The organism is Peptoniphilus harei (genome assembly GCF_016726485.1).
In the GTDB taxonomy this organism is placed as follows: Bacteria; Bacillota; Clostridia; order Tissierellales; family Peptoniphilaceae; genus Peptoniphilus_A; species Peptoniphilus_A harei.
The window spans coordinates 1,762,373-1,778,359 of sequence record NZ_CP068103.1 but is presented as its reverse complement, the minus strand read 5'-3'; the positions used below and the strand labels follow the sequence as shown (position 1 = coordinate 1,778,359).

The following is a 15,987-nucleotide window of genomic DNA, read 5'->3' as shown; positions in this document are numbered from 1 at the left end:
TACACCTCAAATTTTTATTAAATTATATGCCATATTATTTTTATCTAAAATTTCTTTTTCCCTATTTGTACTTGTAAAAATCAGAACTTGTTGCTGACTTTCCAACATTTTAAGAGATTCCTTTAACCTCTTATCATCATAGGCATCAAAATGACTATCAAGTACTAGTGGAATTTCTTTGTCACTTATTATTTTTGATATAGAAAGACGAAAGGCCAGATAAATCTGATCAATTGTCCCCAGACTTAAAGAATCCAAATCAACGAAATCCTCTATATCCTTATCATAAACCCTTATGCCAAAAGTGTCATCAATTAAAATTTCTTCATATTTTCCATGAGTCATGCAACTTAGGTATTGTGAAATTTCTTTTTTCAAAAGAGGAAAAGTATTCTTTCGCTTAGACTTAACAAAGTCCTCCATTTTTTCAATAGATAATTCAAGTAATTCTTTTTTATATTCTAATTTTTCTAGCTTTTCAGTGATCTCACAAGATCTTTCATCTAAAACTCTTAACTTTTCTAGAGATTCATCAAGAGTTTTTAAGCTACCTTCTAAGTTTAAAATATTGTTTTTTTCCTTGTCTATTTTTTCTTGGATTTCTTCAATATTTTCTTCTTTGTACAGATCTCCACTTAAATTTTCTTTTTCCAGCTTCTCAATCCTATACTTATATTCACTAATCCTATTGTCATCTTTTTTATAATGAAATAGAGTTTTCAAACCTTTAATATTTTGAACTCCATATTTATTAAAAATATTTTCTAGGTTTTCTTCGTGTTCAAGAATTTTTTTCTTTGTATCCTCAATTTCTAAAGAATTTTTTTCCATCAATTCCCTAGTATATTCATTTCTTGAAATATTCTTAAAATTCTCTTGGAGCTTTGAATCAAAAAGTTCACTTAATTCTTTTTTATCTCTTGCACCATACTTGTTTAAAATTTCTGAGATTTCTTTATCAAATTCCTTTTTTATAAGAGTTTTTTCTTGGGACTTAATCCTATAATCTTGATATTTGTTTTTTAGTCTATTTAATAAGTCTTTGTTTTCCCTAAATTTTACTATCCTAAAGTAAGAATAAGTAAAAAATAAAATAGATCCAATTGAAATTAAATATTTTTTGAAATAAAGTGAAATAAATATTACAGCTCCACCAATTATCATAGAGGACATAAATTTTAAAATATATTTAAAGATTTCTCTTTCAAGATTTTTTATGTCCCATGATATAATTTCCATTTCTTTAGAATAATTATTTTCATTTAAGACTTGTATCTCTCTATTTATTTCCTTATACCTCTTATAGTCTTCTTCTAAATCTAGGTCCACTTCAAAGTTTTTTTGCTCAGTGGATAAGAGATCATCAAGTCTACTAGAGTAGATTCCAAGTTCTTTATTTATCTCAATTGCTCTTTCAAGTTCAGATAATTTATAATCATTTTCTCCATTTGATTCATTAGTTTGGCATTCTTTTAACTTCGCCTTTAAGGTCTCAAGTTCAAAAAGCTTTCTACCCTTTAATTTATATTCAAGATTTTTTAATTTGTCCTTAGAAAGCTTATAGTCTTCAATAGAATTTTTATAAGTCTCCTTAAAACTTATAAAGTTTGCCTTATCTTTTGAAATTTTTTCCAATTCATCGTAGAATCTTCCGATTTCCGATGATTTTCTTCTTTTTGTCCCTAAATTGTAAAGATCTTCCTCCATTTTTTCTATTACTTTAGTTAAATCAAGGTTTTCATCTTCAGAAATAGAAAAATTATTAATCCTAGTTTTTAGTTCATCACTAGCATCATCTTCCAATTGACTGAGCCTTTGTCCAAGGTAAAAACTTGATTTATAAATTTTTCTATTTAATTCAAAAAATATTACACCTGGTTGAGGAATCCTTGAATATAAAAAATTTCTTTCATCATTTGAAAGGTCCTCACCTGTATTTAGATTTAAGATTGAAACTTCATCCTTGTCAAAGTCTCTGCTTATTCTATAGTCTTCTTCACCATCATTTAAAATAATATAACCCCTATATAAATTAGAAGACCAAGGCCTTGATTTTTCAAAAAGTTCGTCACGAACCTTTCTAGCTAAGGAGTCACGACTAAAACCATAAAAAATTCCATCTATAAAATTTGTTATAGTGGACTTTCCACCCTCATTTACTCCATAAATTAAGTTTATTCCATCTTGAAGCTCAATCTTTTTATCTTCAAATTTTCCGAAATTTAAAAGTCCTAATTCTTTAAATATCATAATATTGCTCCAAAATATATTTTTTAGAAAGTTCCTTCGCATCCATTTGAGTCTTACTAGAACCGAAGCTATTTAAGAATTCCAAGATATATTTATCTTCAATCTCAAAGTCTTCTTCTATATCGTATAGTTCATTTAATATTTCAAAATAAAAAGCATTTAAATTTTCTCGCAGAAAGTTTTCTAAATCTTCAGGATGTTTTGTCTCTCCCCTTAGTCTAATCCTATAAAGATTATCTTGGTAGATATTCTCTTGGATAGACCCTAAAATATCACTAAAGGTCATTTCCTTATTCAAATTTATTTCAAGATTTATAAACTCTCTCTTGGAAAAATTTTTAAATTCAAATGATTTTTTCTCATCATCCAGGTAAATTATCCCCCTCTTGCCTTCATCTTTAAAAGAAAGGGGAATTAAAGATCCAGAGTAGTAAGTGTTATCATACACCTTTGCCCTCTTGTGGATATGTCCGAGAGCGACATAGTTAAATTTTTGTAAAAAATCTTTACTAAGTGGTAAATATCTTTCATCTTTTAAGTCTGAATGAAAGAGACCAATATTTATAAATTCTTCGTCTAAATCTAAATCTCCAAAATTTCTATTAAAAGCATAAGAATCATAGGAAATTCCATAAATCCTAGTTTTTAATTCACTTAATTCAAAATAATCAAGATTGTTTTTAAATATATACAAATTCTCTGGTAGGTCTACTTTTAAAAATAAGTTGTCTTCTGAGAGATAATCATGGTTGCCAAAGGCAATAAATATTTTAGCCTTAACATTTCTTACTAAATCTAAAAATCTATTTAAATCTCTTAGGTTAAAATATTCTTTCTCGAATAAATCGCCAGCTATTAAAATAATATCTGCTTCAACTTCATTTGAAAATTCAAAAACTTCAAAGAGGGCACGCCAAGCATCCTCAAGAAGTTTATTTGAAACCTCGAGAGGTAGCTTTCCCTTATAAAGTTTTTTTAAATGTAAATCACCAGTGTGAATTATTTTCATTTTATCACCAAAATAATTATATCACAGATTATAAAAAAAGAGCCTCCACCTGGAAGCTCTAGTCTCTAAGTTTATTAAATTATTAATTTTTGTAAACTTTTAAATTCATCTGTGCCTGCAATACCTGCAAGGTCAAATAAAATTGTTTCTGTATTTGAAATCACTGCTCCCATTTCGCGAAGAAGTTCCATTCCGTTTTTAGAATTTTTTTCAGTCCTTGATCCCATTGCATCTTCTGCCACAAAAACTTCGTAACCTGCTTCTAGTAGGGCTCTAACAGTTTGGAATACACATATATGAGTTTCCATACCACATAGAACAACTTGTTTCTTGCCAAGTCTATCAAATTCTTTTTTTATTTCTTCGTCACCATAGGAGTTAAAAGTTAATTTATCAAATTCTTTTTTATCTTTAAGAGGAGCTTTTACCTCTTCATTAGTAAAGCCAAGTCCCTTAGGATACTGAACTGTGTAAATAGCTTCTGCTCCAATAGTGCTTGCTACTTTTGCCAAAACTGTTGAATTTTTTACTATCTCATCTCTGTTGTACATTGCCTTTAAGAGTTTATCTTGAATATCTATAAATGTAAAAACAACATCATCTCTATTTAATTTGAAATTTTTCATTATTCCTCCTGACTTATGAAATTTCTTCTACTTCCACACTATTCATAATTTTTTTAATAGCGCTCATCTCTATCTTATCCTTGTCTACAAAATTTTCCCACACTCCACAAGAGATTGCAAGTTTTATTGAAGTTATAAAATCATATTCTCTGTCAATTGCAATTGCAAGTCCAGACAGTGATAGACCAGTATCAAATTTTTCAGTTAAAATTTTATTTTCTAACTTATCCTTATTTATATAGGCCCTATAATTTTTCTCTTCTGTGGAAATAATTGTTGCCCTTTTGCTATTTACAAAGACAATTTTAGTTCCTGACTCTATAAATTTTTTATTGTATTCAATTACTTCCCCAGTATAATTAATTTTTTTATCCTTCTCTATGTCTTTTTTATCAAACATTAAAATATAAGGATTTATTTTTTCCATTTCATCATGATTTCTTGGGTTGACAGCAACTTTTACCTTGTTTTGATAACAAATTTTTACAAGTTTTTCATAAATATTATCATTTAAACCCTTTAAATCTATCTTTGGAATTACAACTATTTTTTTATTATATAGAGATCTTTCAAAAGAATTTAAAATGTCTGACCTATCTTCCATGGTTATTCTTGGATCTTCAGTTCTATAAACTTTCTTAGAATCTTTTGATTTTATCAAAACTTCTTCAACATTTTCGTCTTTAAGACCTGTAAAGTTAACATCTATACCTAGCTGACTTAGGGACATGGCAATTTCTCTACCTCTTTTGTTGCCCTTCAGCATAAATACTTCTGAGTCAATACCAAGTTTCTTTGCAAAAAGGGACATGTAAATCCCATGACCGCTGGGATAAATTTTTGAAGTTTCAATTAAATTCCCAGCTTCATCTTTTAAATTAAATTCTCTAACAATTTTTGGGTTAAAGTCGCAATAAAGAATCATTTTTTCACCTACTTGTTTGGATTTTATCCATTATCTCTTCTTTCATAATATTAATTTTATCTTTTGCGTCTTTCTCATTATCAGACACTGCGTAAGCATAGATTTTTAATTTTGGTTCAGTGCCAGAAGGTCTTAAGGCAAACCAAGTTTCATCACCGAAATAAAATTTCAAAAGATCTTGTGGATTTTCTTTATCATCAATAAAGTCTTCTTTTTTCTTTAAATCACCTATTTTTTCAAAGGACTCAATATCCCTAAAACTATCCATGATTTTTTTCATTGTACTGCTTCCATCTTTACCTTCAAAGTAAACTGAATCAAGATACTCTTCAAAATATCCATATTTTTTATAGATCTCTTCGATATAATCTTTTATTTTAAGATTTCTTTTCTTTAGGTATCCTGCCATTTCAGCAATTATCATTGAAGTTCCAACTGCATCTTTATCTCTAATATGGTTCCCAATTACATATCCAATTGATTCTTCGTAACCATAGATAAAGTCATGTTCATGGCTTTCATCCCAAATGTTTGGTAAGTTACAAATATTTTTAAAACCTGTTAGAGTTTCAAAAACTTCAACTTCGTAGTTTTTTCCAATTTTTTTGATTAAATCAGCACTTACAACTGTTTTGACAAAAGAAGGATTTTCTGAATTTTTATGCGCATCCATTTCAAGTAAGAAGTTACCTAGGATAAATCCCATTTGATTTCCAGTAATTCTTAAAATTTCTTCTCCCATTTCAAGAACAGCTACCCTATCAGAGTCTGGGTCAGTTGCAATAATTATATCTGCACCTTCTTTCTTTGCTAGGTCAGTTGCCTTATCAAAGGCCCTAATATCTTCAGGATTTGGATTAGATACATTTGTAAAATCTCCATCAGGATTTTCTTGTTCAGGAACTACATAAACATTTTTAAATCCTCTTCTTGATAAAACCTTTCTTACAAATTTATTCCCACAACCACTTAAAGGGGTGTAAACAATTTTAATGTCCTTATCAATATCATCTGTTAAAGAAAGACTTAAAGTATCCTTATAGAAGGAATTTGTTATATTTTCTCCTAAAAATTTAATTTCTTTATAGTCTCCTAACTGTTTAAGTGAATTAAAGTCATAATCTAAGATATCTATTTCTTTTGATCTTGCCTCAATCTCTTCAGCAATATCATTTAGAATTTGTGATCCCTTTTCCCAGTAAAGTTTAAATCCATTGTAGTTCTTTGGATTGTGGGAAGCGGTAATCATTATTCCAGAGATTGTCTTTAAATATCTTATTGAATATGCTAGAAGTGGTGTTGGTGTAATTCCTGGAAATAAGTAAACTTTGATTCCTTTTTCTGCCAAAATTTTTGCTGTTAAAATAGAAAATTCATAAGACTGGTGTCTTATGTCACGTCCAATAACTACTCCCCTATTTTTTACATCTTCTCCAAGGCTGTCTATTAATTCAGCAAGGGCAAGAGCAGTCTTACCAACCGTTAAATAATTCATCCTGTTTGTTCCAGGTCCAAGAATTCCACGAAGACCAGCTGTACCAAACTCTAGATCTTTGTAAAAACTATCTTCAATTTCTTCTTCATTTGCTTGTATTTTTAATAATTGATTTTTTAATTTTGGGCTAACGCTTTTACTTGCAAGCCACTTTTCATAAATATCTCTATACATACTTACTCCTTTTTTATATCAGCAAATTCTCCATCGATTAGGTTTACTAATTCCTTAGGATTTAATTTTATTTGCATACCAACTTTTCCACCGCTTACATAAAAGAAGTCCAAGTTTTCTGCTGATGAATCTATAAAAGTTTTAAATTCTTTTTTCATTCCCACAGGTGAACATCCACCATGCACGTAACCAGTTAGTGGAAGAAGTTTCTTTTGAGGTATCATCTCAACTTTTTTTGATCCTGAAGCCTTTGCTGCTTTTTTTAAATCAAGTTCTGATGATACAGGAACAACAAAAACGAAATTTTCTCCTTCTTTTGATTCTGTTACTAGAGTCTTAAAAACCCTATCCTTATCTTCTCCTAATTTTTCTGCAACATCTACTCCACCTATTCCATCCTTAGTAGAATATTCTATTATTTCAAAATCTATATTTTCACTTTCAAGAATTCTCATTGCATTTGTTTTTTTCATTTAATCACCTTTTCATCTACATTAATTTTACAACAAAATAATATTTTCTTCATCTTTTTGAATGTTTTTGCTTTATAAGTGTATAAATTATGCCAATAAAAAAACTGGCTCTTAGCCAGCTTCTTAAAAAATATTAAAAACCATATTTTTTTAAATCAACTTGAATTAAATTAGTCTTATCTTCTTCGTTAAAAATAATATCATTTATAAGCGAAACATTTCTAACTCCCATTAAGGAGTTGGAAATAAAAGCCTCATCAAAATTTTTTAAATCATCTAAATAAATAATCTCTTCCTTAACTTGATAATTTTCTATAATAAAATCTCTCATGGTACCCTGTAGAAGGCCAGAAGAAATTACTGGTGTAAATATTTCTCCATCTCTTACAAAAAATATATTTGCAAAAGAAGTTTCACATACTTCTCCCCTCTCATTTATAAAAAGAGCAGAGTCATATCCCTTATCTGATGCCAATCTGTGTTCCATAATATTTTCATAATAAGAAAGGCTCTTGTGATAAATCATTTTTGAAGAAGAGTTTCTCCTAACTTCAGCAACAATAAGTTTAAATCTCTTATTATCTCCCCTGTAATTATCAGCTCTACTTGTTAGTATAAAATTTTTGTCAGATACAATAAGCTTTAGGGCGAAATTTTTATCATCAGATGATTTTATATATTCTAAAATCTTTTCTTCTTCAATTTTTCTTGAGATGCCGAAAAATTCTAAGGACTTTTTAAGCCTTTCTAAATGTCTTTCTAGAAAAAGGGGCCTTCCATCCACTACCTTAATAGTTTCAAAGGCTCCCTTTCCAAAGGAATAACCGTCATCAAATTCTATTTTCATTGAATTCCTCAAAATATTTTACAATTCTCTCGTAGGAGTCATAACCAATAGTTTGCGCTGCATCACTTTTTGCCTCATCAGGGTTCGGATGAACTTCAACCATTACACCATCAAGACCAAGAGCAAGTATAGCCCTCACCATTGGTTCAATAAGTTCTCTCTTACCAGTTCCGTGACTTGGATCAACTATTACAGGATAGCCAGTTTTTTCTTTTATCATGTAGGCCCCTGCAAGGTCAAGTGTGTTTCTCATTTCAGTTTCAAAGGTTCTTATTCCTCTTTCGCAGAAAATTATATTTTCATTGCCTTCAACTTCAATATATTTTGCGGCCATTTCCCATTCTTTAAGAGTAGCAGAAAATCCTCTCTTTAAAATTACTGGTTTATTTGTCCTCCCAACTTTCTTAAGAAGAGCATAGTTGTACATATTTCTAGACCCAATTTGAAGTACATCCACATGATCTTTTATAAGTTCAACATGGTCTTCACTTAAAACTTCTGTGACAACAGGCACACCAGCTTCCTTTGATGCTTCATTTAAAAATTTTACAGCTTCAAATCCCATTCCTTGAAAATCAAAGGGTGATGTTCTAGGTTTAAAAGCTCCACCCCTTACTATGTCAACACCAATTCTCCTTAAGTCTTTAGCCTCTTCTATTATGTGGTCACGTGATTCAATGGAGCATGGTCCAGCTATTAAAATTGGCTTGCCATCTCCTAAATTTATATCTTTAATTTTTACAATTTTATCTTTACTTAAATTTTCTCTCATTTTAATTTTTGCTTCCCTCAATATCTATTTCATCTAAATTATTGTAATAAGATTGGAGTGCAAGAAGTGAGCCCTTAGCCTTTAAAACTATTTCATCAAATTCTTCTTCCTCATCAGATAATAGAATAATGGCACCACCAACTCCTATTGTAGCCTTATCTTCTTCGATAAGTGCCGTTCTTATGACAATATTAAAATCCATTGTTGAATTGTTTGATATATATCCAATCGTTCCTGAATAAACACCTCGAGGATAAGTTTCAAGTTCGTCAATTATCTCAAGTGTTCTCTTTTTAGGAGCTCCTGTCATAGAACCACCAGGAAAAGTTTTTTCAAGAACTTCTATTATATCAACATTGTCCTTAATTTTTCCAGAGACTGTGGTCACAAGTTGGTGTAGAGTTTTATAAGTTTCTACATCCATAAGTTTTGGGACTTCTACTGAGCCAATCTCACAAAATTTACCCAAGTCATTGCGAAGAAGGTCGACGATCATTAAATTTTCTGACTTAGTCTTTTCTTCACTCCTAAGCTCTTCAATTAATCTCTCGTCCTCCTCTTTTGACTCTCCTCTTTTTATAGTACCCTTAATTGGCTTAGTTGATACAATTTTATTTTTATCAACCCTTAAAAATCTTTCCATTGATGAAGATGCAATTTTTAATTCATCAAGAGGTAAAAAGGCACTATATTGTCCAGGACTTTTATCTCTGAGTTCCATATAATAATTCTTTCCATCAATTTTGTCAAAGATATCAAGTCTATTTGTAAGACATACTTCATAAGTTTCCCCAGCACGAATTAAATCTTTTATTTTTAAAATATCTTCTGTGTAGGTTTTCTTATCTTTTACAAACTTTAATTTTGGAAAATCTCTTCTTGTTGGTACTTCTTTTTTTATTTCTATTTCCTTATTCAAAAGATTTTTTATATCTTCCTTCCATTCCACGTCATCCTTGTAAGAAAGAAGATATAATTTACCCTCCATGTGATCATATACAAGTGCCCTGTCACAATATTTTAAATAAGCATCAGGGTATGAATAAGAATATTTATTTACAACATTTTCTGTATCCTTCTTTAATTCATATCCAAAGTAGCCAATATATCCTAATTGGAAGTCAAAAGGTAGGTTTTCATCGTATTCCCACCTAGGTCTATTGGCCTTTAGGTAATCAAAGATATTTTCTTCAAAAACTTCTTTTTTATCTGAATTCACAAAAGTTTTTTTCACTATTTTCTTGTCAACATCATATTTTATTGTGTGACCTCTTTTTTCTCCTTGGAGGCCAAAAATAGAAAACCTTGAAAGGCCTTCTTCTACCTTACTGCTATCAAGCCATAGAGTATTCTCGTCATATTCATAAAGCATTTCATATAGGCCTTCTGTATCAAAATCTTTTTCAATTATTTCATAAGCAAGTTGATTTTTATTATAAAAGTCTCTAGTAATATTTATAAAGTTTTTTATTAGTTCTTCTCCACAATCACTTGCAACTGACTCTGGATGAAATTGCAGGCCATAAATCGGCTTAGTTTTGTGAGAAATTCCCATAACAATCCCATCAGGTGTTCTTGCATCAATTTTAATATCATCAAGCTCTTCATCTTTACAAGTAAGTGAATGATATCTAGTGACAATAAAGTTATTTTTTATTCCCTTAAATATGCCCTTACCATTGTGGATAACAGGACTCTGTCTTCCATGCATTGGTTCCTTTGCTCTTACAACTTCTCCATCATGATAGTAATATATTCCTTGGTGACCAAGACAAATCCCAAGAATTGGCTTATCTAATTTCTCAATTATTTCCCTGCAAACTCCAAAGTCTTTTTCTTTGTCTGGACTACCAGGGCCAGGAGAAATAATTACATTGTCGAATTCTAAATTTAAAATCTCATCATAAGTCATTTCATCATTTTTAATTACTAATGGTTCAACTCCTGAAACTTTTCCAATTAGTTGGAATAAATTATAGGTATATGAATCATAATTATCTATTATTAATGATTTCATTTTTCCTCCTCTAAATAATTTTTTAGATAAAGTATTGCTTTTTCATATCCAGCAATTCCTAAACCTTCAAAAGATTTTATAGCGTAATCTCTTATAAAGTTAACCTGTCTAAAGTCTTCCCTCTCTGAAACTTTTGAAATATGAACTTCAACCGTAGGAAGGCTCACCGCCTTTAGAGCATCAAGGATTGCAACACTTGTATGAGTATAGGCAGCTGGATTTATTACTATACCATCAAAATTTTCATAAGCTTCTTGAATTTTATCTACGATGGCTCCTTCGTGATTTGATTGGAAGTGTTCAAGTTCAATATTTTCTTCAAGAGCAATATTATTAAGTCTTTCTAAAAGAGTTTTATAGTTTTCACTTCCATAAATATTTACTTCTCTTATTCCCAGCATATTTATATTTGGTCCATTAATCACCAATAATTTCATAATTTTCAACTTCCTTTAAGATTAAGTTTAAATTTTCTTTCTTATCTTCTATTACATCAATCTTTATTTGGGCCAAGTCCTCATAAATTCCTTTTCTTTCACTATAAAGCTTTTTAAGGTTTTCCAAATTTTTTGATAGTGGTCTTCCAGATGTTTCTAGATTTTCTAAATCCCTCTTTAGATAAATTACAAGGGAATTTTGCAATATATAATCTCTATTTTCTTTTCTTAATGGAGTTCCACCTCCAGAGGCAATCACAAGTCCATTTTTTTTGCTAAGGTCTTTTAGGACTCCAGTCTCTAAGTTTCTAAAATAATCTTCGCCTTTTTCTTCAAAGACTTCTGGAATTGTTTTGTCTTCCTTATCTTCTATTAATTTATCAATATCGAAGAATTCCCTATTTAGTTCCTCTGCTAAACTCTTTCCCATTGTAGTCTTGCCTGATGAAGGCATGCCAATTAAAATAATATTTTCCATATCAGATTTTAATTTTTTGTAAATTTGAATAATTAAAGATTCATCTAATTTTTTGTCCAAGAAAAGCTCACATGCAAAAAAGGCTTGAGCAACTAGCATCATAAGGCCTGACATTGTTTTTATATTTAATTTTTCTCCGTCAAGTAAGAGTTTCGTCTTTAGTGGATTGTAAATTAAATCTATAACCGCTTCTAGATTGTTAAATTTATTTAAATCTACCTTTGATTCCATGTTATTTGGATACATACCTACAGGTGTTGCATTAATTATAACTTCAAATTCACTAAATTTTTCTAGTGAATCATAGTTATTTTCACTGGACCTGCTAATTACTACAAATTCTTCAGCACCCTTATCTATAACGAGTTTTTGTAGCATCTTACTTGCTCCACCTGATCCTAGTATTAATACTTTTTTCCCTTTTAAATCAATCTCATAAAAATTTAAACTGTAATCAAATCCTAGATAGTCAGTGTTATAACCTATTAGTCTTCCGTCCCTATTTACTATAGTATTTACTGCTCTAATTTCTTTCGCAAGATTATCTATGTCATCAAGATATTTCATAGAAGCTTCCTTGTAGGGAATTGTCACATTTATACCCTTGAACCTTTTAGATTCAAAAAACTCATCAAGTTCTTCTCTTTTTATATCTCTTAAATTATAAGTATAATCTGCTAATAGTTCGTGAATTTCTTTGGATTTACTGTGAGATAAGCTCTCACCAATTAAACCATATTTAAAGTTTTCATTTTTTATTTTCGATGTAATCTTTTTGCTTTCACTAAAAATTTCTTTATAAATAGGCTTTACAATATTTTTGAATTCTAAGTTAATTTCACTTTCTAATTTTTCGATTATTTCTTTTTCTCTATTTTTATCTTCTGTATTTAAATTATTATTTAATTTATAAAGACCAACTTCTTTTATAATTTTCATTCTCTCTTCAAGTAGAGCGATTATTTTCTTATCTATACCATCTAAAATTTCCCTATCTTCTTTTAGATTTCTCATTTTTCACCTTCCATAATTAGGTCAAGGATAGCTATTGCAGTAATCATCTCGATTGCAACAAGTGCTCTTGGCACAATTGATGGGTCATGTCTCCCCTCAATTTTTAATTTTTCATTGCTTTTATTCTTTAAAGATATTGTATCCTGAATCCTGGCAATAGAACTTGTTGGTTTAACAGCTGTCCTAAATACTATGGGCATACCTGTTGAAAGTCCACCAATTATTCCCCCGTGATTATTCGTTCTAGTCTTAACTTTATCACCTTCATAATAATAGGAATCATTGTGGGTGCTTCCTAACATATTTGCGGCTTCGAAACCACTTCCAAATTCAATTCCCTTAATCCCTGGTACAGAAAATACTGCATGAGAAATTACAGATTCTATGGAATCGAAAAAAGGTTCACCAATTCCCACAGGCATATTTAAAATAAAAGTTTCAACTACACCACCTATGGAGTCTCCACTTTTTTTAGCTTTTAAGATTTCTTCCTTCATTCTTTCTCTTGAAGAAGAATTTATTACAGGAAAAACTTGATCTTTAAAATCAGAAAAATTTTCTTCTTTAATATCTTCCAGTATGATGTCGTCATCCTTAGCTTGACCAATGCTTTTTATTCTAGAATAAATCTTTATTCCCCTTTGATTTAAAAGGTCTTCTGCAATTGAACCCCCAATAACTATGGGAGCTGTCATCCTTCCAGAGAATTGCCCTCCACCTCTAATGTCATTGTGTGAGCAAAATTTTACAAAGGCTGGATAATCGGCATGTGATGGTCTTGGCTTATCCTTTAAGTTCTCATAATCCCTTGACCTTTGGTCCTTGTTTTTAATTATTGCACAAAGAGGAGCCCCACAAGTTAGTCCATCTACTTCACCACTTACTAGTTGGTATAAGTCTTTTTCTTTTCTTGTAGTTGAAAATTCATTTTTCCCTGGTCTTCTTCTTTCAAGATTTTTTGCAATTAAGTCCTCGTTTATCTTATATCCTGCCTTAATTCCATCAATAACCAGCCCAATTTCTTTTGAGTGTGACTGACCAAATAAAGTTACTTTATAATTTTTACCAAAACTATAGGACATGATTTTCACCTCCCAGTGACTCTAAATCCTTATAAAAATCTTTATAGGACTTTTCCACACATTCGCTATCAAGAATTTTAATAGGTCCCTTGGCAAATCCTGCCGCAATTGCTGCCGTCATAGCTATCCTGTGATCATTATAGGAATCTATTTCACAAGAATTAAATTCACCTATGCCATTAAAGGAAAATGATTCTTCTTTTAAAGATACTCTTATACCTAATCTTTCCAGCATTTCTACTGTTGACTTTATCCTATCACTTTCTTTTAATTTCAGTCTTTCAATATTTACAACTTCTATTTCATTTCCATAAATTCCACATAAAACCGACAGAATAGGAATTGTGTCAGGTATATTTTTTGCATCTATTATAATTTTAACTTTGGATTCATTTTTCTTTATAAATTTATAAGAATTATTTGAAATATTTTCTAAGCCAAGTTCATTAAAATACTTTATTGCTTCTCTATCTCCCTGAATTGAATCCTTATCCAGTCCCTTAACCTCAACTCCTGAAGCTAGAAAAAATATGGCATTGGACCAGTCTTTTTCAACAAGATAATCTTGTCCTATAAAGCTTCCACTACAAGAATAGGCGTTGTTACTTTCTTCTAGCTTAACTCCAAATTTCTCCATGACCTCTATTGTCATATCAATGTAAGGTTTAGACTCCCTTTCAGTTGTTAGCTTAATCTCGCAAACTTCTCCAACTCCTCCTGAAGCCAACATAAGACCAGAAATAAATTGAGAAGAAATATTTCCTGGAAGTTCAAAATTATAATTTTTTAATTTTCCACTTATGAAAATTTTTTCCTTATCTTCTCTTATAGAAACACCGTGTTTTGGAAGTAAATCAAAATAAACAGAGTTAGTTCTCCCCACAAGGCTTCCTCTTCTTATAACTTCAGCTTCAATTCCAAGAGCTCCAAGAATAGGCAAGATAAACCTCAATGTAGTTCCGCTTTCTCCTACATCAATTCTTGCTCTTTTATTAAATTCTTCAGGTGGAGAAATAAGAAACTTATTTCCATCTCTCTCAAGCTTAACTCCCAAAGCCTCCATAGAATTTAGAGAAGCTTCTATGTCCTTAGATAAGTTATCAATTTCTAAAATAGAATTACCTTTAGCGAGACCTGCACAAAATATAGCCCTATGAGCATAGGATTTTGAAGTAATCCCTGGAATTTCTCCCTTTAATTTCTTGTTTTCAACTAATCTAATCATCGTCTTTGCCCAATTCAATAAATTCTCTTAAGTCATCAAAGTTCATTTTCTTGCTTATAACTTGGCCAATTTCAGTAGGAATTATAAGGTTAATTATATTATTTTTTATCTTTTTATCGTGCTTTAGTACTTCTAAAATTTTATCTGTATCAAAATCATAAGATATTGGCAAGTTGTGCTTCTTGTATGCTTCAATTAAGTCCTTATAAAATTCATCTTTTGCAAGTCCCAATTTATAAGCCGCCCTTGCCATATATATAGTTCCTATTCCAATGCTTTCCCCATGGTTAAGTTTATAATTTGATAGAGACTCAATCCCATGACCTATTGTGTGACCAAGGTTTAGTTTTTGTCTCTTCCCCTTATCTCTTTCATCGTCTCTCACAAAATCTAGCTTTATATTAAGAGACTTGTAAATAATCTCTTCATAATCTATTTTATCTGCTGATTTTAAATAATCAAAAAGTTCCCTATCCTTTAGTACAGAATATTTGAAAATTTCTGCCAGCCCATTATTTATATTTCTCTCGTCAAGAGTTTCTAAAAAACTGTAATCAATATGGACGTAGCTAGGAAAATAAAAAGACCCAACTTGATTTTTTAAATCCATAAAATTTATACCATTTTTTCCTCCAACAGAAGAGTCTATCATTGATAATAAAGTTGTAGGTACAGCAATAAAATCAATCCCTCTTAGGTAAGTTGAAGCGACGAAGCCTCCAAGGTCTCCAACTACACCTCCACCAAAGGAAATAATGGCGTCGCCCCTGTTAAAATTATTTTCTACAAGAAATTTATTAATCTTAATATAATTTTCAATAGACTTTGATCTTTCGCCTGGGACAATTTTAAAAACATAATAAGAAAGATCCTTCATTATATTTTTTATCCTATCTTCGTATAGAGAAAAGACATTATCATCAGTAATTAGCAAAAACTTTGATTCACTTCTACCTCTTAAAAAATCTCTTAACTTGTCGTCACTTTTATATTCAATATTTATTTTATAATTATTTTCTTTTACTAGTATTTCCATAAAACACCCCTAAGTATTCGCTCTCTCTATCATAAATCATAGGCAGTCATAAATAAAGAAGTCACTAATATTTTTATCAGATTAAATAAAAAACTGGAGAAAAAAGTTATCTCCAGTTAAAATTTTT

The 15,987-nt window shown here is 30.3% G+C and carries 14 protein-coding genes; all 14 read right to left on the bottom strand.

Annotation, left to right across the window (positions count from 1 at the left end; translation table 11 throughout):
• Positions 1-6 precede the first annotated feature (6 nt).
• Entirely contained in the window at positions 7-2,250 is a 2,244-nt protein-coding gene (locus I6I93_RS08425) for an ATP-binding protein (protein ID WP_112890175.1), read from the bottom strand.
• A complete protein-coding gene (locus I6I93_RS08420; protein WP_070701096.1) occupies positions 2,240-3,259 on the bottom strand; it encodes a metallophosphoesterase family protein in 1,020 nt (339 codons plus the stop codon). The genes I6I93_RS08425 and I6I93_RS08420 overlap by 11 nt, the downstream gene beginning before the upstream one ends.
• A 74-nt stretch (positions 3,260-3,333) precedes the next feature.
• Positions 3,334-3,885: an isochorismatase family protein gene (locus I6I93_RS08415; protein WP_112890174.1), complete on the bottom strand. Its 552-nt coding sequence runs from the start codon at positions 3,883-3,885 to the stop codon at positions 3,334-3,336.
• A 13-nt stretch (positions 3,886-3,898) separates the two neighbouring features.
• The gene (locus I6I93_RS08410) at positions 3,899-4,810 is read right to left on the bottom strand and encodes a 1-phosphofructokinase family hexose kinase (RefSeq protein WP_112890173.1); all 912 of its coding nucleotides are present in this window, start codon (positions 4,808-4,810) and stop codon (positions 3,899-3,901) included.
• Between the two features lie 4 nt (positions 4,811-4,814).
• On the bottom strand, positions 4,815-6,479 hold the full coding sequence (locus tag I6I93_RS08405; protein ID WP_112890172.1) for a phospho-sugar mutase: 1,665 nt from the start codon (positions 6,477-6,479) through the stop codon (positions 4,815-4,817).
• A gap of 2 nt (positions 6,480-6,481) precedes the next feature.
• Complete coding sequence (ybaK, locus tag I6I93_RS08400; protein WP_070701087.1) at positions 6,482-6,952, bottom strand: Cys-tRNA(Pro) deacylase; 471 nt, start codon at positions 6,950-6,952, stop codon at positions 6,482-6,484.
• A gap of 133 nt (positions 6,953-7,085) precedes the next feature.
• Entirely contained in the window at positions 7,086-7,799 is a 714-nt protein-coding gene (locus tag I6I93_RS08395; protein WP_112890171.1) for an aminotransferase class IV, read from the bottom strand.
• Complete coding sequence (gene aroF, locus I6I93_RS08390; RefSeq protein WP_112890584.1) at positions 7,783-8,571, bottom strand: 3-deoxy-7-phosphoheptulonate synthase; 789 nt, start codon at positions 8,569-8,571, stop codon at positions 7,783-7,785. The genes I6I93_RS08395 and aroF overlap by 17 nt, the downstream gene beginning before the upstream one ends.
• Position 8,572: 1 nt before the next feature.
• Positions 8,573-10,588 (bottom strand): aminodeoxychorismate synthase component I, encoded by a 2,016-nt coding sequence (pabB, locus tag I6I93_RS08385; protein ID WP_112890170.1) that lies wholly within the window; start codon positions 10,586-10,588, stop codon positions 8,573-8,575.
• On the bottom strand, positions 10,585-11,025 hold the full coding sequence (gene aroQ / locus I6I93_RS08380; protein ID WP_112890169.1) for a type II 3-dehydroquinate dehydratase: 441 nt from the start codon (positions 11,023-11,025) through the stop codon (positions 10,585-10,587). Before aroQ ends, pabB begins: the two co-directional genes overlap by 4 nt.
• Complete coding sequence (locus I6I93_RS08375; protein ID WP_112890168.1) at positions 11,006-12,517, bottom strand: shikimate kinase; 1,512 nt, start codon at positions 12,515-12,517, stop codon at positions 11,006-11,008. The genes aroQ and I6I93_RS08375 overlap by 20 nt, the downstream gene beginning before the upstream one ends.
• Positions 12,514-13,599, bottom strand: a complete 1,086-nt coding sequence (gene aroC, locus I6I93_RS08370) for a chorismate synthase (RefSeq protein WP_112890167.1) — start codon at positions 13,597-13,599, stop codon at positions 12,514-12,516. Before aroC ends, I6I93_RS08375 begins: the two co-directional genes overlap by 4 nt.
• A complete protein-coding gene (locus I6I93_RS08365; protein ID WP_112890585.1) occupies positions 13,589-14,824 on the bottom strand; it encodes a 3-phosphoshikimate 1-carboxyvinyltransferase in 1,236 nt (411 codons plus the stop codon). The genes aroC and I6I93_RS08365 overlap by 11 nt, the downstream gene beginning before the upstream one ends.
• Positions 14,817-15,860 (bottom strand): 3-dehydroquinate synthase, encoded by a 1,044-nt coding sequence (gene aroB / locus I6I93_RS08360; RefSeq protein WP_112890166.1) that lies wholly within the window; start codon positions 15,858-15,860, stop codon positions 14,817-14,819. The genes I6I93_RS08365 and aroB overlap by 8 nt, the downstream gene beginning before the upstream one ends.
• Positions 15,861-15,987 lie beyond the last annotated feature (127 nt).

Coding starts and splice junctions, on each gene's coding strand:
- I6I93_RS08415 (WP_112890174.1), bottom strand. CDS start 3,885: ATGAAAAATTTCAAATTAAATAGAGATGATGTTGTTTTTACATTTATA.
- I6I93_RS08420 (WP_070701096.1), bottom strand. CDS start 3,259: ATGAAAATAATTCACACTGGTGATTTACATTTAAAAAAACTTTATAAG.
- I6I93_RS08365 (WP_112890585.1), bottom strand. CDS start 14,824: ATGATTAGATTAGTTGAAAACAAGAAATTAAAGGGAGAAATTCCAGGG.
- aroQ (WP_112890169.1), bottom strand. CDS start 11,025: ATGAAATTATTGGTGATTAATGGACCAAATATAAATATGCTGGGAATA.
- I6I93_RS08405 (WP_112890172.1), bottom strand. CDS start 6,479: ATGTATAGAGATATTTATGAAAAGTGGCTTGCAAGTAAAAGCGTTAGC.
- aroB (WP_112890166.1), bottom strand. CDS start 15,860: ATGGAAATACTAGTAAAAGAAAATAATTATAAAATAAATATTGAATAT.
- I6I93_RS08375 (WP_112890168.1), bottom strand. CDS start 12,517: ATGAGAAATCTAAAAGAAGATAGGGAAATTTTAGATGGTATAGATAAG.
- I6I93_RS08395 (WP_112890171.1), bottom strand. CDS start 7,799: ATGAAAATAGAATTTGATGACGGTTATTCCTTTGGAAAGGGAGCCTTT.
- aroC (WP_112890167.1), bottom strand. CDS start 13,599: ATGTCCTATAGTTTTGGTAAAAATTATAAAGTAACTTTATTTGGTCAG.
- ybaK (WP_070701087.1), bottom strand. CDS start 6,952: ATGAAAAAAACAAATGCAATGAGAATTCTTGAAAGTGAAAATATAGAT.
- pabB (WP_112890170.1), bottom strand. CDS start 10,588: ATGAAATCATTAATAATAGATAATTATGATTCATATACCTATAATTTA.
- I6I93_RS08410 (WP_112890173.1), bottom strand. CDS start 4,810: ATGATTCTTTATTGCGACTTTAACCCAAAAATTGTTAGAGAATTTAAT.
- I6I93_RS08425 (WP_112890175.1), bottom strand. CDS start 2,250: ATGATATTTAAAGAATTAGGACTTTTAAATTTCGGAAAATTTGAAGAT.
- aroF (WP_112890584.1), bottom strand. CDS start 8,571: ATGAGAGAAAATTTAAGTAAAGATAAAATTGTAAAAATTAAAGATATA.